The organism is Micromonospora sp. DT46, from assembly GCF_049841735.1.
Classification (GTDB): domain Bacteria; phylum Actinomycetota; class Actinomycetes; order Mycobacteriales; family Micromonosporaceae; genus Micromonospora; species Micromonospora reichwaldensis.
In genome coordinates this window covers 287135-307511 of the sequence record NZ_JBNCKW010000006.1, presented here as the reverse complement: position 1 = coordinate 307511, position 20377 = coordinate 287135, and the positions used below count along the sequence as shown (strand labels likewise).

Sequence of the window (20377 nt, the reverse complement as noted above, 5' to 3'; positions counted from 1 at the left end):
GTTGGTCAGCTCCCAGTCGTCCTTTCCACCAGACACTTGTCGACAGCAGGGTGGCGCCCGTCCGAGCGTCCTCGTAGAGCTGGAAGGGCAGCTCGGAGGAAAGCCGGTAGCTCCTGCCCGGCTCCAACTCCTCGTCGAAGGTGCAGAACACCTAAGAACCGCCGCTGCCCGCTCGGCCTCCGGCGGGCAAACATCGACCGAACGGCTGACCACGATCGCCGCAACGTTCCGGCCGCCCGCATCCGTCATCAGGAGCAGGAGTCCGGGAGGTGCAGTGACGTACGAGGAGTTCGCCGACTCACGGCTGGCCGCGCTGCTGCGGTACGCGGTCATGCTGACCGGCGACCCGCACCAGGCGCAGGACCTGGTGCAGGACACCATGGTCCGGGTCCAGCTCAACTGGCGCCGGGTGGCCCGCGCCGACTCGCCCGAGCGCTACGTCCGCCGGATGCTGACCAACCAGTACGTCGACTGGCGGCGGGGCTCCTGGATGCGCCGGGTGCTGCTGCGCGCCGAGCCCGACGACGCGGTGCCGGCGCCGGCCGACCACGCCCAGCACGCCGTCGACCGGGACCAGATCTGGTCCTGGCTGTCCGGACTGCCGCGCCGGCAGCGGGCCATGCTGGTGCTGCGCTACTACGAGGACCTGCCCGACGCGGAGATCGCCGACATCCTCGGCTGCGCCGTCGGGACCGTCCGCTCGTCCATCTCCCGCGCCCTGGCCACGCTGCGCGCCGAACACGTGGAGGCCTGCTCATGATCGAGGACGAACTGCGGGCCGCCTTCGCCCGGCACGAGGCCCTGACCCCGCCCGCCGGCCCGCTGCGGTCCGCCATCGACCGGCTCGCGGCTGCCCGCCGCCGTCGCCGGCTGCGGCTCCGGGCCGGCGGTGCCGCGCTGGCCCTGCTCGGCGTGCTGGGCATCGGGGTGCCACAGCTCACGCCGGACCGGGTCGCCGAGGACGCCACCCTGCTCGCCGAGCCCGCCGGACCGGCACCGACGGGCGCGCTGAACATCCTGCTGCTCGGCGTGGACGGTACGGCGAAGGAGCCCACCCGGCTGGCGGACTCCGTACTGCTGGTGCACATACCGGCGGACCGCAGCCGGCCGTACCTCATCTCGCTGCCCCGCGACCTGGCGGTGCCGATTCCCGGTCGCGGGATCGACAAGCTCAACGCCGCCTTCCTGTACGGCGCCGGCAAGGGCCGGCCCGACCTGGGAGGCGGCTACCTGCTGACCCGCCAGGTGGTCGCCGACCTGACCGGCGTACGCGTGAACGCCGGCGCGGTGCTCACCTACCCGGTGCTGCGCCAGCTCACCGACGAGGTCGATGGCGTGGAGGTCTGCCTGCCGCGCGAGGTGCGCTCCTTCCACACGGAGCGGGTCTTCCCGAGCGGCTGCCAGCGGCTCGACGGCGCCGCCTCGGTCGACCTGCTGCGGCAGCGGCGGGAACTGCCCGAGGGCGGGCTCGACCGGGACCGGCACGCGCAGCTCTTCGCCGCCGGGCTGATCCGGCGGGCCGGCGAGCAGGGGGTGCTGACCGACCCGGTCAGGCTCCTCGCCCTGGTCGGCACCGTCGGCGCGGAGCTGGTCGTGGGCAGTGACGGCTCGCCGCTGGTGGATCTGCTGAAGGTGCTTCCGGATCTGAGGTCCGTCGACCCGATCGGGCTCAGTCTTCCGGTCGGGCCGCCGGAGGGCCTCGGCTGGCGACTGTCACCGGACCCGACGGAAGCCCCCGCGTTCCTGGCCGCGCTGCGGGAGGACCGGCTGGCGCAGTGGGTGGCGCAGCATCCGGAACGGGTCAACCGCATCCGCTGACGCGCGGGCCGGCCGTCACCGGGATCGTCCGGAGGCGGCCGGCCCGCGTACGACTCAGCGGTAGTCCTCCTCGTCGGGGGCGACCACCCGGGCCTGCTCCATCGCGTCCCAGTCGTCGACCTCCAGGCCACGGTGCGGCTCGGTGTCGGCGTCGCCGGGGTCGATCGCGGCGGCCTGCTCGATCGCGTCGGCCGGCTCCGCCTCCATGTCGCGTTCCTCGGGGCTGAGGTGGTCGCTGGGTGCGAAGTCCTCTTCGGGCTGACCCATATCAGTCCCTCCCGGGATCTCAGCGGACAGTTCCCCACACACCGTACGGGTTGCGCCCGCCCGCCGCTCGGAAGCCGAGTCGACCGAATCGACCCACCGGCCGCCGCCCCCGGTGCCAGGATGGGACGGTGGCTTCCTGATCCGGTCGGCCGCCGCCGTCGCGCGGCCGCGTCCCGGGGTGCCGTCGTGCTGGCCGTGGCGACCTGGCTGATCGGCGTCTTCTGTGCCCGACAGGTGGGAGGGGCGGTGGGGCGGTGGCCAGGGACCGGGCGCGTACCGGGTCGGTTGTGCCGGCACCGGTCTTCTACGGGATACTGCCGACGGTGGACAGCGCGGTCCGGCGCACCCAGGGACAACAGCGGCCGGTGACGGCCGACAGCGGTAAGTAAGGAGCGTTCGACATGCCCATCGCTTCCCCCGAGACCTACGCGGAGATGCTGGACCGCGCCAAGGCCGGCCGGTACGCGTACCCCGCGATCAACGTGACGTCCTCGCAGACCCTGAACGCGGCGCTGAAGGGCTTCGCCGACGCGGAGAGCGACGGCATCATCCAGGTCTCGACCGGTGGCGCGGAATACCTTTCCGGCTCCTCCGTCAAGGACATGGTCACCGGCGCGGTGGCGTTCGCCGCGTACGCGCACGAGGTGGCCAAGAAGTACCCGGTCAACATCGCCCTGCACACCGACCACTGCCCGCAGGAGAAGCTGGACAAGTTCGTCCGGCCGCTCATGCAGATCTCCAAGGAGCGGGTGGCCGCCGGCCAGGAGCCGCTGTTCCAGTCGCACATGTGGGACGGCTCGGCCGTGCCCGTGGCGGAGAACCTGGAGATCGCGGCCGAGCTGCTCGACCGGGCCGCCGAGGCCAAGATCGTCCTTGAGATCGAGGTCGGCGTGGTCGGCGGCGAGGAGGACGGCGTCGAGAACGCCATCAACGACAAGCTCTACACCACGGTCGAGGACGGCCTGGCCATGGTCGAGGCGCTCGGCCTGGGCGAGAAGGGCCGCTACATGGCGGCGCTGACCTTCGGCAACGTGCACGGCGTCTACAAGCCGGGCAACGTCAAGCTCCGCCCCGAGATCCTCAACCAGATCCAGGAGGCGGTCGGCGCCAAGTATGGCAAGGAGAAGCCGCTCAGCCTGGTCTTCCACGGCGGGTCCGGCTCGCTGCTCTCGGAGATCCGCGAGGCGCTGGACTACGGCGTGGTGAAGATGAACATCGACACCGACACCCAGTACACCTTCACCCGGCCGGTCGCGGACCACATGTTCCGCAACTACGACGGCGTGCTCAAGGTGGACGGCGAGGTCGGCAGCAAGAAGCTGTACGACCCGCGGGTCTGGGGCAAGGCCGCCGAGGCCGGCATGGCCGCCCGCGTGGCGGAGGCCTGCGAGCACCTGCGCTCGTCCGGCACCACGCTGGCCAAGTGACGCGCTGAGCGGCCTCCACTCAGCACAGTGACGCACTGACGCGTACCGCCGACGGCCGGCTCCCCACCCGGGGGGGCCGGCCGTCGCTTCGGTCAGGAAGGGCACCTCGCACATCGGAATGCGACAGGAAGGTGCCCGTCCTAGCCGGCGGTGAGCACCCGGACCGCCTCGTGGACGTCGTCCGTGAGGTGCACGGAGGACGACAGGTCGCCGAACGGCGAGGCGCCCAGCAGCGGCCGCAGCAGCGACTCCACCGGAAGCTCGTCCGTCCAGTACGCGCGGTCCAGGAAGACGTACGCGCCGCTGGCCCCGTCGGTGCCGTAGTAGGTCTTCGTGGCGGCCTGGAACACCTCCTGCACGGTGCCCGCCCGGCCGGGGGCGAAGACGATCCCGCCCCGGGCCAGCCGCAGGATGGTGTCCTCGCGGATGGCGTTGGAGAAGTACTTGGCGATCCGGCCGGCGAACAGGTTCGCCGGCTCGTGCCCGTACAGCCAGGTCGGGATGGCCAGCCCGCCGGCACGCGCCCAGTCCACGTCGCCGCCGGCCAGTGCGGCCGAGTCGGCGCGGGACGCGCTGCCGGGGTCGGCGGCCCGGGGCCGGGGCGGCACCACCGGCTGGCCGTAGCGCTCCCGGACTTGCAGCGCCGCCGCCGTGTAGCGGTCGTGGTCGGTGAAGTCCGGCGCCCCGGCCAGCAGGTCGATCGCGGCGTCCAGGTCCTCGACCGGCCGCAGCGCGAGGTGGGCGCCGAGGTTGGCGGCCTCCATCACCCCGGGGCCGCCGCCGGTCACCACCAGCCGGTCGGCCCGCGCCAGCTCCCAGCCCAGCACCGCCGCCATCCGGTACGGCGCGCTGCCGCGCGGCACCGCGTGGCCGCCCATGATGCCGACCACCGACTGCGGCCCGTGGGTGGCCAGCCAGGCGCGGGTGGCGTCGGCCAGCGCGTTGTCCACGCCGTGGTCGTGCAGCCGTTGACCGAGCGCCTCCCGGACGTCCGGCAGCGCCCCGCCGTGCGCCCGGAAGTGCTCGTAGACGCGGGTGTCGTACATCCCGGCGAACCCGCCCTCGGCGAAGCCGGCGGCCAGCTCCTCCGGGGTGTAGAGGTGGGACGGCTGGGTCGGGTAGGGCAGCCCGGAGAACGGCGGCACCACGTTCGCGCCGCGCCGGACCAGGTCGGCGCCGACCTCCCGGGAGGCGAAGCGGCAGCCCACGAAGAGGGTGCCGGTCACCTCGACGGCGGTGAGGTCGGGGACGGGATCGAGGTCGAGCCGTAGCCCCTGCACGGTCAGCCCGACGAGGCTGCCGGTGGTCAGCCGCCGGTCGAACTCGGCGCGGGTCTCGATCTCGTCGGTGCAGGTGTGCGGCTCGATGACGTCCGCGGGAGGTGGGGTCGGCACCCTGGCCATCCTGCCTCGCCGGGTCAACCGGCCAAACCTGGGAGCCCTCCGCGCTCCGGCGATCCTGCCGCCGGAGGTCGCCCGACCCGCGCGGCACCGCACCCGCGCTGGACCGACGGGAGCCCGGCGGCCGTGACCACCGGGCTTCCGCGGTACCGGGTCCTGGGGAGGCTCCCGACCAATAGTTGTAGTCGAAAGCATCTGCCCGGGGCATGGGCCGCAGGCGTGACCAACTCCTCAGCCGTTCAGCCAGTCGGCTCGCCCAACCCCCTCGCGCGCCCCTGGGCGAAGCGGGTTGAATGGGGCGATGCAGAACCTGTTGCCGGAACCACCGGCCACTCTCCTCCCCGCGCACGACGAGGCCGACGCCGCCCTGGCCGCCGCCGAGCAGGCCGGCAGCGACGAGGCGTACGCCCAGGTGGCGGCGCGCTTCCCGACCTACAGCGCCGGCTGGGGTGCGCTGGCCGCGCGGGCTTTCGCCGCCGGCCAGGTCATCCCGGCGTACGCCTACGCGCGCACCGGCTACCACCGGGGCCTGGACCAGCTGCGCCGCAGCGGCTGGAAGGGATTCGGTCCGGTGCCGTGGTCGCACGAGCCGAACCAGGGCTTCCTGCGCTGCCTCTACGTGCTGTCCCGGGCCGCCGACGAGATCGGCGAGGCGGACGAGGCGGCCCGCTGCGCCCAGTTCCTCCGCGACTGCGACCCGGCCGCCGCGGACGCGCTCGCGAGCAACTGACGTCCGAGCCGACGGCCGGCACGGCGTCAGTCCCGCCGGCCGTCGGCTCGTCCAAGTCCACCATCCCGCCGCGCCGGGCGAGGGCCTACAGCCCCTCCGCGACGGCGGCGGCGATCTTCAGCCAGGCGTCCCGCGCGGCCGCGGAGAGCCCCCCGTACCGGATCGGCTCGCCGGTGTCGATGAGCCGCTCGTACGGCGCGAGCAGCACCGCCCGGGTGCGCGCCGCGAAGTGCTCCTGGATCGCCGGCAGGTCGATCTCCTTGCGCGACGGCGGCATGGAGACCACGGTGACCGCCTGCCGTACCAGCCGCTGCCGGCCGCTCTGTTCCAGGTGGTCCAGCATCCGGGCGGCCGTCTCCGCCGAGTCGTTGCGGGCCGACATGGTGACCACCAACTGGTCGGTGGCGTCCATGGCGGCCTGCCAGTTCTGGGCCCGGACGTTGTTGCCCGTGTCCACGAAGATCAACTTGTAGAACCGGCTGACCACCTCGCGGATCTCGGCGAAGGCGGCGGCGGTGAGCATCTCGCCACCCGTGGCCGACTCGTCCGAGGCGAGGACGTCGAACATCCCCTCGCCCTGCGAGCGGACGTACTGCGACAGGTCGCCCACCCGCCCGTGCGCGCCCTGGAACTGGCCCAGGTCCCGCAGCATGTCCCGCACCGTACGGGAGTGGAAGTCCTGCTGGGCGCGCATCCCGAGGGTGCCCTGGGTCTCGTTGTTGTCCCAGGCCAGCACGTAGCCGCCGCGCTTCTGGCCGAACGTCATCGCCAGCAGCAGGATGGCCACCGTCTTGCCGGCCCCGCCCTTCGGGTTCACCACGGTCACCTGGCGCAGCCCGCCGAAGTTGCGGCGTACCGTCTCGATGTCCCGCCGCATCTCCTGCTCGTGCCGCCCGGGCGGCAGCCGCAGCCCCATCCGGTTGGCCACCGCCCGTACGCCCATCGTGGCCACCGGGTCGGCGGGCCGGACCTGCCGGCGGCGCGCGAAGTCCTCGGCCGTCGGCGGGTCGGTGATCGCCGGGCGCCAGTTCGGGTCGGGCTGTGCCGGCGGCACCGCGACGACCCCCTCCGCCGGCTGGTACGCCTGCTGCGGAGCCGGGGCGTGGCCCCCCGGGACGGCCTGCTGCCAGGGCGGCGGATACCAGCCGGGCGGGTACGGCCCGGGCGGCGTCGCGCCCTGCTGCGGCGGGTACGGCCCCGGCGGACCGCCCTGCTGCGCCGGGTAGGGGCCGCCCTGCTGCGGTGGGTAGGGCCCGGGCGGCGCGGACTGCTGTGCCGCCGCCGTCGGGTCGGCCCCGAAGTCCTGCTGTGGCGTCGGGTCGGCACCGAAGTTCTGCTGCGCCGCCGCATGGTCCGGTCCCAGGCCCTGCTGGGCCGCCGCATGGTCCGGTCCCAGGCCCTGCTGTGTCGTCGCCGGGGCGGGTCCGAAGTTCTGCTGTGCCGCCGCTGGGTCGGCTCCGAAGCTCTGCCGTGGCGTCGCCGGCTCGCGCCCGGGGTTCGGCGCAGGGCTCGGCGTGGGGCTGACCGGCACGCCCTGCCCAGCCGAATCGCGTGGGAACGGCACCTGGGGCGCACCCGCCAGGGGCGGGGCCTGCTGGAGTGGGCCCTGGTCGGCCGGATCCGGCGGGGGGAGGGCCTGGCCGGCCGGGCCTGGCTGGGCCGGTTGCTGGTGGTGGAGGGTCCGTCGGAGCGCGGCGCCCTGGTGCGTGGGCGCGGGATCGGTCGCGCCGGGTCCCGGGCCGGGCTCGACGGCCGCCGTGGCGGGCCGCTGCGGCGGCTGCGCCCACGGCGACTCGGCCGGCATCCGCGCCCCGCCGCCGTTGGCCTGGCCGCCGCCCGTCGCCGCCCCGCCGGCACCCCCGTTCGCGGGAGCGCCGGCACCGTCATTCGCGGCACTACCGGCACCCCCGTGCGTCGGACCGCCGGCACCCCCGTGCGTCGGACCGCCGGCACTGCCCTTCGCCGGGCCGTCGGAACCGTCATCCGCCGAACCGCCGGCACTGCCCTCCGTCGGGACGCCGCTACTCCCATTCGCAGGGCTGCTGATGATGCTCCCGTTCGCCGGGCCGCCGGTCCCGTTCCCGCCCATAGCCGGCGAGCCGGCCGTCGGGGCGTCGCCGGTCCGGTGGAGGCCGTCAGCCCCGGCGGATCCGCCGGGGCCGGGCGCCGTGTCGTGGGACGACGGCCGACCACCCGGGAAGGCGTCGGCCGTGGCGTCCGGCGAGGCGCCGTCCTGCCGCTTGGCGAACCCCTGGGCCGGCTCGCCCGGACCGCTGGGACGAGTCGAGTTGGCCGGCGCTGTGTCGGTCCGGGCGGTGCCCACGGGCTGCGGGGACGCCACCGGAACGGGTACGACCGGCTGGTCGAGGCTGAAGGGCATGTCGAGGTCGACCCGGGCGGGCCCGGTCTGCGGAGCCCGAGGAGCCGGTACGCCACCTCCGGCGGCCACCGACGGACCTCTGCCCGCCCCGACCGCCATGCGGTCGCCGGCAGAGCCGGGGGCAGGCGCACCGACCGCGCCGAGGCCTGGGCCCGGGGTCGGGCCAGAGGTCGAGTTCGGGCCTGGGGTCGGGCTCGGGCCTGGGATCGGGACCGGCGGGACCGTCGGGCCCGTGGGGGCGTTCGGGGTGGCCGGTGTGGCCTGCGCGGTGGGCGTCGGCGGTGCCCAGGCCGAGGCGTCCGGCCCCCATCCCGACGCCGTGGCCGGTGGGGGACCAGAGGCCTCGACCGGTGGACGGGCCGGGGCCCCGGTCGCTGGACGGCCCGAGGCGGCGGCATGCGGAGGCCCAGGGGCCACGGCCGGTGGAGGCCCAGGGGCCACGGCCGGTGGAGGCCCCGGGGCTGCGGTGGGCGGAGGCCCTGGGATCGCGGCCGGTGGAGGTCCGGGGATCGCGGCCGGTGAGGGCCCCGGGACTGCGGCCTGAGGGTGGCTCGGGAGTGCGGGTGGTGGGGGCGACCAGCCGGTGTTCGCGCCCTGCGGGGCGGTCGCCCCCGCGTCGGGGAGCGGCACCCCGCCGTGCAGGGACGGGTAGTCGGCCGGCGAGGGTGGGTGACCCGGCCGGCCCTGGGGCGGGACGGGGGACGCGGGCGCGGCAGTCGACGCCCAGGGCGGTGTGTCGGTGCCGTCGATCTGCTCCGGCGGCCAGAGTGGTTCGATGTCCCGCTCCGGCATCGGCTGCTGGCCGGGCCCGTGGACCCGGTCGACGTTCTCGTCCACCACGGTTCCTCCCCATTCCTCCTGCCGAGGATAGGCCCAGTGACCGCGCCGGGTCGGCCGTCGCGGGCCGGCCGCGTCGGTCGCGTCGGGGACGCCGAGGTCAGCCCGCCCAGACCGCCCAGGCACCCGGCTCGGTCCACCAGGACCGCTTCCGGCTCAGCTCGCCCTCGGCCCCGTCGTCGAGGAACGGGACCTTCCCCTCGCGGGGCAGCACGGCCACGGCCCGCCCCCGGGCGCGTCGTACCTCCAGCCGGACCCGCTTCCTGCCCAACGCCGAGCGGGTCACCACGGGAACGGCGACCGCCACCTCGACCAGCCCGTCCGTCGGGTCCGGGTCGCCGAGCAGGGCCACGTCGTCGAGCCGGGCGTACCCGCCCGCGTTGCCGATCGCGCAGGCCAGCAGCGGATCGTCGCCGTTCGAGAGCACAGCGTCGTCCACCTCCACCCGCCCGCGCCAGTGCAGCGGCCGGCCGCTGTCGTCGGCGGCGCCGAGGAGCGCGCCGTCCAGGGTCACCGAGCCGCCGTCGTTGCGCAGCAGGTCGAGCCGGCGGGGCGTGCCGTCCAGCACCGCGGCGGCCACCGCCGCCGGGTCGCGGGGCAGCCCGAGCTGCGCCGCCAGGTCACGGTGCGTCGTGCCCCGTGCCGGATCGAGCGGGAGTACGCCGATCGGCGGCAGGTCAGGCACCGTCCGGTTGCCGGGCAGATCGTCGGGACGGCGGCTGGGCGGTGGGGCGTACCGCCGGACGAGCCGGCGCACGACGGCGCGCAACTGGGCGTCGCTGGCCGCGGCGACCACGAGCCGGGCCTTGGAGTCCGGGTCGGGCCAGGTGAGGCCGTCCGGGCGGGGCGGGCCGTCGAACCGGGCCAGCACCTCGTCGATCTCGGCGTCGGAGCGGGCGGTGACCGTCTCGACCCGGGCGCCCCGGGCGGTGAGCGCGTCCGCGCAGGCCAGCACCGGCACCCGCGGGGTGTCGCAGCGCCCGTCGGCCGTAGCGTCACCGGCCGCGCAGGCGTCGGCCGTCGCGCCACCGGCGGGGGCGCAGGCGTCGGCCGTCGCGCGGCTGGCTGTCGTGCCGCCGTCGGTCGTGCCGCTGGCGGGGGCGCCAACGTCGGTCGTCGTGCCGTCGGTCGCGTCGGCGGCGGTCGGGACGGCCCCCTCCTGAGGCGCCGCACCGCAGCCGCCGCTGCCGCAGGCCCCGCCGGACGCGTCGCGGTCCGAGCCGAGGGTGAGCAGCACCACGTCGTACACGGAAAGGCCTCCTGCCTCCCGACGCGACCCCTGCCGGCCGCGCCGCCACTACTTGTTAGCCTGACACCCCGGGCTCGCTGACCGGTCGCCACCTGGCACCCGAGCCTTCTGGAGGCGAAGAGATGCCAGCGATCGTGCTCCTCGGTGCCCAGTGGGGCGACGAGGGCAAGGGCAAGGTTACCGACCTGCTGGGTGGGCGGGTCGACTACGTCGTGCGCTACTCCGGCGGCAACAACGCCGGCCACACGGTGATCACGCCGGACGGCCAGAAGTACGCGCTGCACCTGATGCCGTCGGGTGCGCTCTCCCCGAGCGCGATGATCGTCATCGGCAACGGTGTCGTGGTCGACCCGAAGGTGCTGCTGGCCGAGATCGACGGGCTCGCCGAGCGCGGTGTCGACGTCAGCCGCCTGCGGATCTCCGGCGACGCGCACCTGATCATGCCGCACCACCGGGCTCTCGACCGGGTCGTCGAGCGCTACCTCGGCAGCTCCCGCATCGGCACCACCGGCCGGGGCATCGGCCCCGCGTACGGGGACAAGGTCGCCCGGATGGGCATCCGGCTGCAGGACCTGCTCGACCCGGGCATCCTGCGCAAGAAGCTGGAACTGGCGCTGCGCGAGAAGAACCAGCTCCTGTTCAAGATCTACAACCGCAAGGCGATCGACGTCGAGGAGACCGTCGAGGAATACCTGCGGTACGCGGAGCGGCTCAAGCCGTACATCGCCGAGACCCGGGTCATGCTCTGGGACGCGCTGGACCGCGGCGAGACCGTCCTGCTGGAGGGCGCCCAGGCCACCATGCTCGACATGGACCACGGCACGTACCCCTTCGTGACCTCGTCGAACCCGACGGCAGGCGGGGCCTGCGTGGGCGCCGGCATCCCGCCGACCGCGATCAGCAAGGTGATCGCGGTCAGCAAGGCGTACACCACGCGCGTCGGCAGCGGGCCGTTCCCGACGGAGCTCTTCGACGACAACGGGCAGCACCTACGCAAGATCGGCCACGAGTACGGCACCACCACCGGCCGGGAGCGGCGCTGCGGCTGGTTCGACGCCGTCGTCGCCCGGTACGCCTGCCGCCTCAACGGCGTCACCGACCTGGTCGTCACCAAGCTGGACGTGCTCACCGGCCTGCCGAAGGTGCCGATCTGCGTCGGGTACGAGATCAACGGCGAGCGCTTCGACGACATGCCGATGACCCAGACCGACTTCCACCACGCGACTCCGATCTACGAGGAGCTCGACGGCTGGTGGGAGGACATCACCAAGGCCAGGACCGAGGACGAGCTCCCGGAGAACGCCCGCCGCTACGTCGCCCGTATCGAGGAACTCTGCGGCACCAGGGTGAGCGTCGTGGGCGTGGGCCCGGGCCGCGAGGAAAACGTCCTCCGCCACCCCCTCCTCCCCTAACCCCAACCCCCAACCCGGCCCTCCGCCCGCCTGCGCGGTTGATCAAGAGGTTTGTGTCCTGGTCCGGCCTGGATCCGGACGCAAACCTCTTGATCAACGTGGAGAGGGTGGGCGTGTCCACAGGAGGGGCGGGGTTGTCCACAGGGGCGGTGCGGAGCGCGGGCGGGCCGTCATCGTGGTGGGGTGAGTGTCGATGTTCTCCGCCGCATCGCCGGTCGCCAGGACGGGGTGGTGACGGCCGCCCAAGCGTTGTCCGCCGGCTTCAGCCGGAGCCAGATCCGGCACCTGTGTCGCTCGGGCCGTTGGCTCCGGGTGGCGAGGGGCTGCTTCGTGCCGGCCCCCGAGTTGAGCCCTGCGGCACTGCGTAGAGCCCGCGTCCGGGCTGCGGTCGCCATCCTCGGGCCGGGTTCGGTCGTCGTTCTCGACACCGCCGCCGAGTTGCATCGGATCGCCGGGCTCCGTCCGGCGTCCGCCATCCACGTGTCCCTGCCGCCGAACCGGCCACGCCCACAGCGGATCACCGACCCTGACGTCGTGGTGCACCAGCTCACCATCGATCCCCACGCCGTGGGCGAGGTCGCCGGGATGCCCGTGACCACCCCGCTGCGAACGTTGGCCGATGTCATCCTCCGGGTGGACCGTTACTCGGCGGTGTGCGTGCTCGACTCCGCGCTGAATCGGCGGGTTGTCACCGGGCCCGACCTGGCCCGGATGCCGGCCCTTCTCGTGGGCCGTAGGGGAGCCGTCGCGGCCCGCCGTCACATGGCTGAGGCCGACGGGCGGGCGCAGTCCCCGCTGGAGACCCGGACGAGGCTGCGGTGCGTCGACGGTGGCGTACCGCCCGACGTACTTCAGTTGGAGGTCCGCGACGGGGACGGCTACCTGCTCGGCATCGGCGACCTCGGTTGGCGGGCGGCGCGGGTGATCGCCGAGGCGGACGGACAGGCCCCCCACCACACGCCCGGGGCGGTCTTCGAGGACCGGGCGCGGCAGAACCGGCTGGTCAACGCCGGTTGGCGGATCCTCCGCTTCACCTGGGCCGACACGCTGCGTCCCGACTACATCCCGAACACGGTCAAAGCGGCCCTACGCCCCGACTGACCCACCCGCTCGGCGTGATCAAGAGGTTCTGGCCCGTCCTGGGGCGGAAATGGGACGCAAACTTCATGATCAACGGGGTGGGGGTGGGGGTCAGTAGGATGCCGGTGTGCGGGTTCTTCTTCTTGGTGGTGGGGGGCGGGAGCATGCGCTCGCGCTCGGGTTGGCTGCGGATCCGGCCGTCGAGCAGTTGATCGCGGCGCCCGGTAATCCCGGGATCGCCTCGGTCGCCTCGGTGCGGGCCGTCGATCCGTGCGATCCGGCGGGCGTTGCCGCGCTGGCGGTGGAGACCGGGGCCGACCTGGTGGTGATCGGGCCGGAGGCGCCGCTGGTGGCCGGGGTCGCCGACGCCGTACGCGCCAAGGGGATCGCCGCCTTCGGGCCGTCCGCCGAGGCTGCCCGGCTGGAGGGCTCGAAGACGTTCGCCAAGGACGTCATGACTGCCGCAGGCGTACCGACCGCCCGCGCGTACACCTGCACGGACGCGGAGAGCACCGGCAGGGCGCTGGACGAGTTCGGCGCGCCGTACGTGGTGAAGAACGACGGGCTCGCCGCCGGCAAGGGCGTCGTGGTGACCGACGACCGCGCCGCCGCGCTGCGGCACGCCGAGGAGTGCGGCCGGGTCGTCGTCGAGGAATACCTGTCCGGCCCGGAGGTCTCCCTCTTCGTGGTCACCGACGGCGAGGCGGCGGTGCCGCTGCTGCCGGCGCAGGACTTCAAGCGGGTCGGCGACGGCGACACCGGCCCGAACACCGGCGGCATGGGGGCGTACGCGCCGCTGCCCTGGGCGCCGTCCGGACTTGTCGACGAGGTCATGCGCGACGTCGTGCACCCGACCCTGGCGGAGATGGCCCGGCGGGGCACCCCGTTCGCGGGGCTGCTCTACGTCGGGCTGGCGATCACCGCCGAGGGCCCCCGGGTGATCGAGTTCAACGCCCGCTTCGGTGACCCGGAGACGCAGGTGGTGCTGGCGCTGCTGGAGACCCCGCTGGCCGGGCTGCTGCACGCCGCCGCGACCTGCACGCTGGCCGGGCACCCGCCGCTGCGCTGGCGCGACGGTGCCGGCGTCACGGTCGTGGTGGCCGCCGAGGGCTACCCGGCCGCCCCGCGCACCGGCGACGTGATCACCGGGGGCGAGGGGCCGGGGATCATCCACGCCGGCACCCGACGGGGCGCCGACGGGGCGCTGCTCTCCTCCGGCGGCCGGGTGCTCTGCGCCACCGCCACGGGCGTCGACCTGCCCACCGCCCGGGACGCCGCGTACGCGCTGGTCGCCGGGGTGGAGCTGGCCGGCTCGCACCACCGCACCGACATCGCCTCCGCCGCCGTCGAGGGTCGGATCACGATTCCGGGCTGACCGGGCAACCCACACCCGCCTCGCCTCCGTCTGAGCGGTGCGGCGAGGAGGCGGCGGGATCGCCTGCCGACATCGAGGGCTACCGCGAGTACGTCGGGGCGCGGCTGGAACCGCTGGCCCGGGCTGATGCTGCATCCCTGACCCGGGGCCGTCACCCCCGCACGGGCGCGTCCCGGTGCGTGGCGGGCGTCCACAGCCCCTCGACCCGGACGCGCCCCTGTACGCGGGGCGTGTCCCGGCGCGTCGCGGAGGCGTACTGGCTGTTGAGGGGCACGAGCTCCTCCGCCCGGTCGCCCGGGCCGCCGGGCGGGGCGGGTGGGTAGCGGGGTGGATCGTCCAGCGCCCGCAGCACCGGCAGCGGCGCGGCGACCAGCACCGCCAGCAGCAGCGCCCCGGCCAGCGCCAGGAACGCGGGGCGTAGCCCGATCCGTTCCACCAGCGGCCCGGCGAGCAGGTAACCGGCCGGGCCGGCCGCGTACGCGAACGAGGTCATCACCCCGACCACCCGGCCGCGCAGGCGTTCCGGGGTGCGGGTCTGCATGGCGTAGTTGGACAGCGGGTTGACCGGCCCGTACGCGAGCCCGATCCCGGCGGCGAAGCCGATCATGGCCGGGAACGGGGGCAGGGTGGCCAGGCCGACCAGCGACACCCCGATGACCAGCAGGGAGGCCACCAGCAGGGTACGGCGACGGACCCGCCGCCCCGCCGCGCTGGAGGCGAGCGCTCCGATCACGCCCGCGGCGCTCATCGCCATCAGGATCGCGCCGAGCCGGGCCGGCTCTCCCTGGGCCACGAACCACGCCGGCAGCAGCACGCCCTCGACCGGCAGGTAGAGCGCGGCCAGCACCATCGTGAGCAGCGCGATGGTGCGCAGCAGCTTGTCCCGCCAGACGAACCGCAGGCCCTCGGCGGTGCCCTGCCACAGGCCCTCCGGGGGGCGTTCGGGGCGGCCGGCCCCGGGCAGCCGGACGGCGGCGATCATCACGACGGCCAGCGCGAACCCGGCGGCGGTGACCCAGAGCGTCGGGCCGGGGCCGATCGCGGCGATGAGGATGCCGCCGACGCCGGGCCCGATCAGGAAGGCGAGCCCCCAGACCGCCTCGTGCACCCCGTTGGCCCGTTCGATCCGCCAGCGGGCGGCCTGTGCGGCGGCCGGCAGCAGTGTCTCCCGGGCGGTCAGCCCGGCCGGATCGAACACCGCGCCGAGCACGGCCAGCGCCACGATCCAGCCGAGGTTCAGCCCGAGCAGGGCGTCGACCACGGGGATCGCGGCGACCGAGGCGGCGGAGAGCGTGTCGGAGACCAGCGCCGTACGCCGCCGGCCGAGCAGGTCCACGATGGTGCCGGAGACGAGGCCGGACAGCAGCATCGGCAGCGCGGCGGCCGCCGCGACCACGCCGGCCGCGGTGGCGCTGCCGGTACGTTCCAGCACCAGCCAGGGCAGGGCGACGTTGGCCACCCCGTTGCCGGTGTTGGAGAGCAGGGTCGCCGCTTCGACCAGCAGCAGCGGTGCCATCCGTGGTCCCGGCTGGCGGTGACGGGGATGGTGGCGGTGACGGGCACGGCGGCGTGGTCCGGAGCCGATCATGGTGCCGTCAGCCTAGGGGCGGCCGGGTTCCGGGCAGTAACGGGCGGGGAACGGTCAGCCGTAGTAGCGGCGCAGCTCGCGGGCCAGCACCTTGCCCGTGGCGTTGCGGGGCAGGTACTTCACGAAGACCACGTCCCGGGGTACGGAGAACCGGGCCAGGTAGTGCCGGACGTATTCGCGGACCGCCTCCGGATCGAGCGTCTCGCCGGGGTGCAGGGCGAGGAACGCGGCGAGACGCTGGCCGTACTCCTGGTCCGGTACGCCGATCACGGCGGCCTCGCGTACCTGCGGCAGCCGGGCGATCAGGTCCTCCACCTCGGCCGGGAAGACGTTCTCCCCGCCGGAGACGATCATGTCGTCGGCCCGGCCGTCGACGAAGAGCAGCCCGTCGGCGTCGAGCCGCCCCAGGTCGCCGGTGTCGAGCAGGCCGTCGCGGTGCTCCCGGACGGCCCCGGAGGTGTAGCCCTCGAAGAGCATCTCGTTGCCGACGAAGATCCGGCCGACCTGCCCGGCCGGCACCGGCTCGCCGGCCGCGTCGAGGATCTCCAGCCGGGTGCCGTGCGGCGGGCGGCCGGCGGTGGTCGGAGCCGCACGCAGGTCGGCGGGGCCGGCGATGGACGCCCACGAGACCTCGGTGGAGCCGTAGAGGTTGTGCAGCACGTCGCCGTAGACGTCCATGAACCGCAGGGCGAGGCCGCCCGGCAGCGCGGAACCGCTGGCCGCGACCACCTTCAGCGGGGGACGGGGGTCCGGCGGCGGCACCTCCAGCAGCCGTTGCAGCATCACCGGCACGGCGAAGAGCGCGTCGCAGCGCTGCGCCACGAGGGCGGCCAGCGTGGCGGCCGGGTCGAACCGGCGGTGCAGCACGACCGTGGCCCGCAGGGCGAAGCAGACCTGGAGGGCCGCGTACCCCCAGGTGTGGAAGAGCGGCGCGGCGATCATGACGGTGTCCCGGGCGTGCAGCGGGATCCGGTCGATGATGGAGACCAGCGGGCCGAACCCGTTCGGGGTGGGGCGCCGGGCGCCCTTGGGGACGCCGGTGGTGCCGGAGGTGAGCACGATGATCCGGCCGTCGCGCTCGGGGGGACGCAGCTCGCCGGGGACCGCGCCGACGACGAGCGCCTCCCGGGCGCGCTCGTCGAGCCGCTGCACCTCGGCGGGGAGGTTGGCGACCCGGTCGGCGAACTCGGCGTCGTGCGCCAGCACCCGCAGCCGCTGCTCCTGCGCGACGGTGGCGAGCTGCCCGGCGGAGAGCCCGGTGTTGACCAGCACCGCGTCCGCGCCGAGCAGGGTGGCGGCCACGATCGTCTCGACCAGGCCGTGGTGGTTGCGGCAGAGCACGCCGACCCGGTCCCCGGGTCGCACCCCGAGGGCCGTCCGCATTCCCCGGGCCAGCTGCTCCGACCGGTCGAGCAGCTCGGCGTACGTCAGGCCGGTGCCCTGCTCGTCGACGACGGCCGCCCGGTCGGGGTCGCGGGCGGCGGCCTGGCGCAGCTCGCCGGCGATGTTCCAGCCCCACCTGCGCAGCGCCTGGAGCTGCGAGGCGACGCGGATCGGTCGGCCGGGGGCGAGCAGCCCGCGTCGGGTCAGGGTGGCGACGACGAACGGCAGGTCCATGACGCGGCCTCCTCGTGCGGTGCGCGTGGGGCCCCCGGGCCGGGGACCCCACGCGGGCGATCTGGAGATCGAGCGCGCAGCGGTACGGGCGCGGCGGACGTCCGGGCCTGGTGCGGCCCCCTGGACGGCGACGGCGCCGGCGGTCGGTCAGCGGATCTGGACGCCGGAGATGGCCCGGGAGATGACCAGCCGCTGGATCTCGGAGGTGCCCTCGAAGATGGTGTAGATCTTGGCGTCCCGGTACCAGCGCTCGACCGGGTGGTCCCGCAGGAAGCCGGCCCCGCCGAGCAGTTGCACGGCCCTGTCGGTGACGGAGACGGCCACCTCACCGGCCTTCAGCTTGGACATCGAGCCCTCGCCGGCCGTGAAGGGCCGGTTGTTGCGGCCCATCCAGGAGGCCCGCCAGACCAGCAGCCGGGCGGCGTCGATCTCCATCTTCATGTCGGCCAGCGCGAACGCGACCGCCTGGTTCTCGATGATCGGGCGGCCGAACTGGACCCGCTCCTTCGCGTAGTCCAGGGCGTACTCGTAGGCGGCCCGGGCCACGCCCAGCGCCTGCGCGCCGACGGTGGGTCGGGAGAGCTCGAAGGTGCGCATCGCGGCCTGGCCCGAGACGCGCTTGCCGGAGCGGGCCCGGTCGAGCCGTTCGAGCAGGGCCTCCCGGCCGCCGAGCAGGCAGCGCCCCGGCACGCGTACGTCGTCGAGGAAGACGTCGGCGGTGTGCGACGCGCGCAGGCCCAGCTTGCGCAGCTTGCGGGTCGCGGCCAGGCCGGCGGTGCCCGGCGGTACGACGAACGCCGCCTGCCCGCGGGAGCCGAGCGTCGGGTCGACCGAGGCGGTGACCACGTGCACCCCGGCGATCCCGCCGTTCGTGGCGTACGCCTTCTGCCCGCTGAGCACCCACTCGTCGCTCGCCTCGTCGTAGACGGCCCGGGTGCGCATCGCGCCGACGTCGGAGCCGGCCTCGGGCTCGGTGGTGCAGAACGCGGCGACGGCCGGCTCGTCGACTGTGCCGAAGCACTGCGGCACCCATTCGACCATCTGGTCGGGGGTGCCGGCGCCGTAGATCGCGGCCACCGCGAGGGAGGTGCCGAAGATGCCCAGCCCGATGCCGGCGTCACCCCAGAAGAGTTCCTCGCTGGCGATCGGGAGGGAGAGGCCGGTGGGGTCGGCCCAGCAGGTGGCGAGGAACTCGAAGCCGTAGAGGCCGACCTTCGCCGCCTCCTGGATGATCGGCCAGGGGGTCTCCTCCCGGGCGTCCCACTCGGCCGCGGCCGGGCGCACGACCTCGGCGGCGAAGCCGTGCACCCAGTCGCGCAGATCCCGCTGTTCCTCGTTCAGGTCTAGCGAGAACTCGGCCATGTCAGGCCTTGGGGATGTCGAACAGGTTGGCGATGTTGGCGGCCAGGCCCAGGTCGCCCTTGGCCTTGAGCTTGCCGGTCATGAACATCATGACGGGGTTCGCGCCACCGGAGACGATCTTCAGGAACTCGACCGGGCCCATCGTGAGGCTGAGCTTCGGGTCGTGCTGCGGGGTCTCGTTGACGGTGCAGGCGCCGTCGGCGACGACCACCTCGTAGGTGTCGGTGCCCCCGTCGGGACGGCCGGTGATGTTCCAGTGGATGACCGCGTTGGTCGAGCCGGCCCGGTCGGCGCGGAAGAGCTGCGGCATCCGGCCGAAGACCTCGCCGAGGATCTTGCCGCGCAGGTCGCCGGACATCACCTCGGCGATCTTGTCGTCCGGAGTGGACTTGACCAGCTGGGCGAACTCCTTGGGGCCGACGTTCGCGAAGTTGGCCGGGTCGAAGTCAGTCATGGGGCTGCACCTTCCGGGTATTGGCTACTCGTGCGTAACCTTACGGGCGAGTAGGTATGCTCGCAAGGTGTCCACCCCACCCACCTTCAAGCGCCTCCCCCGCGCCGTACGCGAGCAGCAGATGCTCGACGCGGCCGTGAAAGTGTTCTCACGCAGGGGCTTCCACGCGGCCAGCATGGACGAGATCGCCGAGGACGCCGGCATCTCCAAGCCCATGGTCTACGCGTACCTCGGCACGAAGGAAGAACTCTTCGTCGCCTGCCTGCACCGGGAGGGCACCCGGATGATGCAGGCCATCGCCGGGGCGGCCGCCCCCGAGCTGCCTGCCGACGAGCGGCTCTGGCGCGGGCTTCGCGCCTTCTTCGGCTTCGTCGGGGCGCACCGCGACGGATGGGCGGTGCTCTACCGGCAGGCCCGGGGCGAGCAGCCCTTCGCCGGCGAGCTGGCCGGCATGCGGGCCCGGCTGGTCGAGGTGGTCGCCGGGATGCTCGACCACGCGCTGCGCGCCGAGGGCCGCGAGGTGGGCGAGACCGACCTGGAGGTCGTCGCGTACGCCCTGGTGGGGGCGACCGAGTCGCTGGCGGACTGGCTCGCCGACCACCCGGAGGCCGACCCGGAGAAGACCGCCACCCGGATGATGAACGTCGCCTGGCTCGGTGCCGGTCAACTCCTGCACGGCGTCACCTGGCACCCACGGGTCACCCCCGGCTGAGCGGCGGCGGCTCCACGGTCGCGCGTTCAGCGGTGGGATGTGGCGCGGCGCCGGCGGTGGTACAGCCAGCGGGCGGACTCCAGCAGCAGGGTGATCGCCAGCGAGAGGCCCACGCCGGCGAGGATGCCCTTGACCGGGTCGCGTTCGAAGGCCAGCCCGCCGAAGTAGCCGAGCAGGGTGCAGTAGAGCGCCCAGCTCACCGCCGCGATGGCGTCGAAGAGCAGGAACGACCGGAGCGGGTAGCGGACCGCGCCCATGGTGAGGGTGACCGCCGTCCGGCCACCGGGGACGTACCGGGACGTGGTCAGGATCAGCCCGCCGCGCTGGTGCACCGCCCGACGGGCCCACTCGGAGCTGGCCCGGCGCCGGCTGTCCGCCGGGAAGCGCGCGAGCCGGCTCGCGCCGCCGCCGCGCCCGATGGCGTACGAGACGTGGTCGCCGACGCACGCGCCGAGCGCGGCGGCGACGATCACCCACCCCAGGTCGGGGTTGCCGCCCGTGGCGAGCACCGCGGCGGTGATCACGGCCGTCTCGCCGGGTACGGCGGGGAAGAACGCGTCGACCGCGGTGAGCCCGAAGATCAGCAGGTACACCCACGGTGAGGCGACCAGCTGCCGGAGCAGGTCGAGCACGGACTCCATGCCTCCCATGCTCGCCGGGTGCGACCCG

17 protein-coding genes are annotated in these 20377 nt (G+C 74.2%); 8 read left to right on the top strand and 9 right to left on the bottom strand.

Annotation, left to right across the window (positions count from 1 at the left end; all coding sequences use genetic code 11):
- The first annotated feature begins 274 nt into the window (after window positions 1-274).
- The gene (locus tag ACLQ20_RS18580; protein ID WP_425856851.1) at window positions 275-760 is read left to right on the top strand and encodes a SigE family RNA polymerase sigma factor; all 486 of its coding nucleotides are present in this window, start codon (window positions 275-277) and stop codon (window positions 758-760) included.
- The gene (locus ACLQ20_RS18575) at window positions 757-1818 is read left to right on the top strand and encodes an LCP family protein (protein WP_425856849.1); all 1062 of its coding nucleotides are present in this window, start codon (window positions 757-759) and stop codon (window positions 1816-1818) included. The genes ACLQ20_RS18580 and ACLQ20_RS18575 overlap by 4 nt, the downstream gene beginning before the upstream one ends.
- A gap of 54 nt (window positions 1819-1872) precedes the next feature.
- Here ACLQ20_RS18575 and ACLQ20_RS18570 read toward each other — a convergent pair whose 3' ends face one another.
- Window positions 1873-2085, bottom strand: a complete 213-nt coding sequence (locus ACLQ20_RS18570) for a hypothetical protein (protein ID WP_151456894.1) — start codon at window positions 2083-2085, stop codon at window positions 1873-1875.
- A 401-nt stretch (window positions 2086-2486) separates the two neighbouring features.
- On the opposite strand from ACLQ20_RS18570, the gene fbaA reads away from it, so the two are divergent.
- Window positions 2487-3512 carry a class II fructose-bisphosphate aldolase gene (fbaA, locus tag ACLQ20_RS18565; RefSeq protein WP_327030138.1) on the top strand — a complete coding sequence of 342 codons (1026 nt, stop codon included), beginning with the start codon at window positions 2487-2489 and terminating at the stop codon, window positions 3510-3512.
- Window positions 3513-3652: 140 nt separating this feature from the next.
- On the opposite strand, the gene ACLQ20_RS18560 is transcribed toward fbaA, so the two are convergent.
- Complete coding sequence (locus ACLQ20_RS18560) at window positions 3653-4906, bottom strand: LOG family protein (protein WP_425856846.1); 1254 nt, start codon at window positions 4904-4906, stop codon at window positions 3653-3655.
- Between the two features lie 307 nt (window positions 4907-5213).
- Between ACLQ20_RS18560 and ACLQ20_RS18555 the strand changes: the two genes are divergently transcribed.
- Window positions 5214-5642, top strand: a complete 429-nt coding sequence (locus ACLQ20_RS18555; RefSeq protein ID WP_132235196.1) for a DUF3151 domain-containing protein — start codon at window positions 5214-5216, stop codon at window positions 5640-5642.
- An 85-nt stretch (window positions 5643-5727) separates the two neighbouring features.
- Here ACLQ20_RS18555 and ACLQ20_RS18550 read toward each other — a convergent pair whose 3' ends face one another.
- The gene (locus ACLQ20_RS18550; protein WP_425856843.1) at window positions 5728-7446 is read right to left on the bottom strand and encodes a chromosome partitioning protein; all 1719 of its coding nucleotides are present in this window, start codon (window positions 7444-7446) and stop codon (window positions 5728-5730) included.
- Between the two features lie 1513 nt (window positions 7447-8959).
- Entirely contained in the window at window positions 8960-10108 is a 1149-nt protein-coding gene (locus tag ACLQ20_RS18545) for a hypothetical protein (protein ID WP_327030140.1), read from the bottom strand.
- A 122-nt stretch (window positions 10109-10230) separates the two neighbouring features.
- Here ACLQ20_RS18545 and ACLQ20_RS18540 point away from each other — a divergent pair, with 122 nt between their 5' ends.
- The 3 genes from ACLQ20_RS18540 (at window position 10231) to purD (ending at window position 13975) form a co-directional block, all read left to right on the top strand.
- Window positions 10231-11520, top strand: coding sequence for an adenylosuccinate synthase (locus tag ACLQ20_RS18540; RefSeq protein WP_327030141.1), 1290 nt, complete (start codon window positions 10231-10233; stop codon window positions 11518-11520).
- Window positions 11521-11703: 183 nt separating this feature from the next.
- Window positions 11704-12621 (top strand): type IV toxin-antitoxin system AbiEi family antitoxin domain-containing protein, encoded by a 918-nt coding sequence (locus tag ACLQ20_RS18535; protein WP_425856840.1) that lies wholly within the window; start codon window positions 11704-11706, stop codon window positions 12619-12621.
- Between the two features lie 106 nt (window positions 12622-12727).
- Window positions 12728-13975 (top strand): phosphoribosylamine--glycine ligase, encoded by a 1248-nt coding sequence (gene purD / locus ACLQ20_RS18530; RefSeq protein WP_151457823.1) that lies wholly within the window; start codon window positions 12728-12730, stop codon window positions 13973-13975.
- 151 nt (window positions 13976-14126) lie between these two features.
- On the opposite strand, the gene ACLQ20_RS18525 is transcribed toward purD, so the two are convergent.
- The 4 genes from ACLQ20_RS18525 to ACLQ20_RS18510 form a co-directional block, all read right to left on the bottom strand.
- Window positions 14127-15491, bottom strand: coding sequence for an MFS transporter (locus ACLQ20_RS18525; RefSeq protein ID WP_425856837.1), 1365 nt, complete (start codon window positions 15489-15491; stop codon window positions 14127-14129).
- A 126-nt stretch (window positions 15492-15617) separates the two neighbouring features.
- A complete protein-coding gene (locus tag ACLQ20_RS18520; protein ID WP_425856835.1) occupies window positions 15618-17180 on the bottom strand; it encodes an AMP-binding protein in 1563 nt (520 codons plus the stop codon).
- Window positions 17181-17327: 147 nt separating this feature from the next.
- Window positions 17328-18542: an acyl-CoA dehydrogenase family protein gene (locus tag ACLQ20_RS18515; protein ID WP_151455554.1), complete on the bottom strand. Its 1215-nt coding sequence runs from the start codon at window positions 18540-18542 to the stop codon at window positions 17328-17330.
- A 1-nt stretch (window position 18543) separates the two neighbouring features.
- Complete coding sequence (locus ACLQ20_RS18510; protein ID WP_151455555.1) at window positions 18544-18996, bottom strand: SCP2 sterol-binding domain-containing protein; 453 nt, start codon at window positions 18994-18996, stop codon at window positions 18544-18546.
- Between the two features lie 67 nt (window positions 18997-19063).
- Here ACLQ20_RS18510 and ACLQ20_RS18505 point away from each other — a divergent pair, with 67 nt between their 5' ends.
- Window positions 19064-19708, top strand: a complete 645-nt coding sequence (locus ACLQ20_RS18505) for a TetR/AcrR family transcriptional regulator (protein WP_151455556.1) — start codon at window positions 19064-19066, stop codon at window positions 19706-19708.
- 26 nt (window positions 19709-19734) lie between these two features.
- Here the strand turns inward: ACLQ20_RS18505 and ACLQ20_RS18500 are convergent, their stop codons facing one another.
- Window positions 19735-20349, bottom strand: a complete 615-nt coding sequence (locus tag ACLQ20_RS18500) for a DedA family protein (RefSeq protein WP_151455557.1) — start codon at window positions 20347-20349, stop codon at window positions 19735-19737.
- Between the last annotated feature and the right edge of the window lie 28 nt (window positions 20350-20377).

What these genes read in the sequence shown, in the direction of transcription:
- ACLQ20_RS18575 (WP_425856849.1), top strand. Translation starts at nt 757, where the DNA reads ATGATCGAGGACGAACTGCGGGCCGCCTTCGCCCGGCACGAGGCCCTG.
- ACLQ20_RS18570 (WP_151456894.1), bottom strand. Translation starts at nt 2,085, where the DNA reads ATGGGTCAGCCCGAAGAGGACTTCGCACCCAGCGACCACCTCAGCCCC.
- fbaA (WP_327030138.1), top strand. Translation starts at nt 2,487, where the DNA reads ATGCCCATCGCTTCCCCCGAGACCTACGCGGAGATGCTGGACCGCGCC.
- ACLQ20_RS18555 (WP_132235196.1), top strand. Translation starts at nt 5,214, where the DNA reads ATGCAGAACCTGTTGCCGGAACCACCGGCCACTCTCCTCCCCGCGCAC.
- ACLQ20_RS18550 (WP_425856843.1), bottom strand. Translation starts at nt 7,446, where the DNA reads ATGCCGGCCGAGTCGCCGTGGGCGCAGCCGCCGCAGCGGCCCGCCACG.
- ACLQ20_RS18540 (WP_327030141.1), top strand. Translation starts at nt 10,231, where the DNA reads ATGCCAGCGATCGTGCTCCTCGGTGCCCAGTGGGGCGACGAGGGCAAG.
- ACLQ20_RS18525 (WP_425856837.1), bottom strand. Translation starts at nt 15,491, where the DNA reads ATGGCACCGCTGCTGCTGGTCGAAGCGGCGACCCTGCTCTCCAACACC.
- ACLQ20_RS18520 (WP_425856835.1), bottom strand. Translation starts at nt 17,180, where the DNA reads ATGGACCTGCCGTTCGTCGTCGCCACCCTGACCCGACGCGGGCTGCTC.
- ACLQ20_RS18515 (WP_151455554.1), bottom strand. Translation starts at nt 18,542, where the DNA reads ATGGCCGAGTTCTCGCTAGACCTGAACGAGGAACAGCGGGATCTGCGC.
- ACLQ20_RS18510 (WP_151455555.1), bottom strand. Translation starts at nt 18,996, where the DNA reads ATGACTGACTTCGACCCGGCCAACTTCGCGAACGTCGGCCCCAAGGAG.
- ACLQ20_RS18500 (WP_151455557.1), bottom strand. Translation starts at nt 20,349, where the DNA reads ATGGAGTCCGTGCTCGACCTGCTCCGGCAGCTGGTCGCCTCACCGTGG.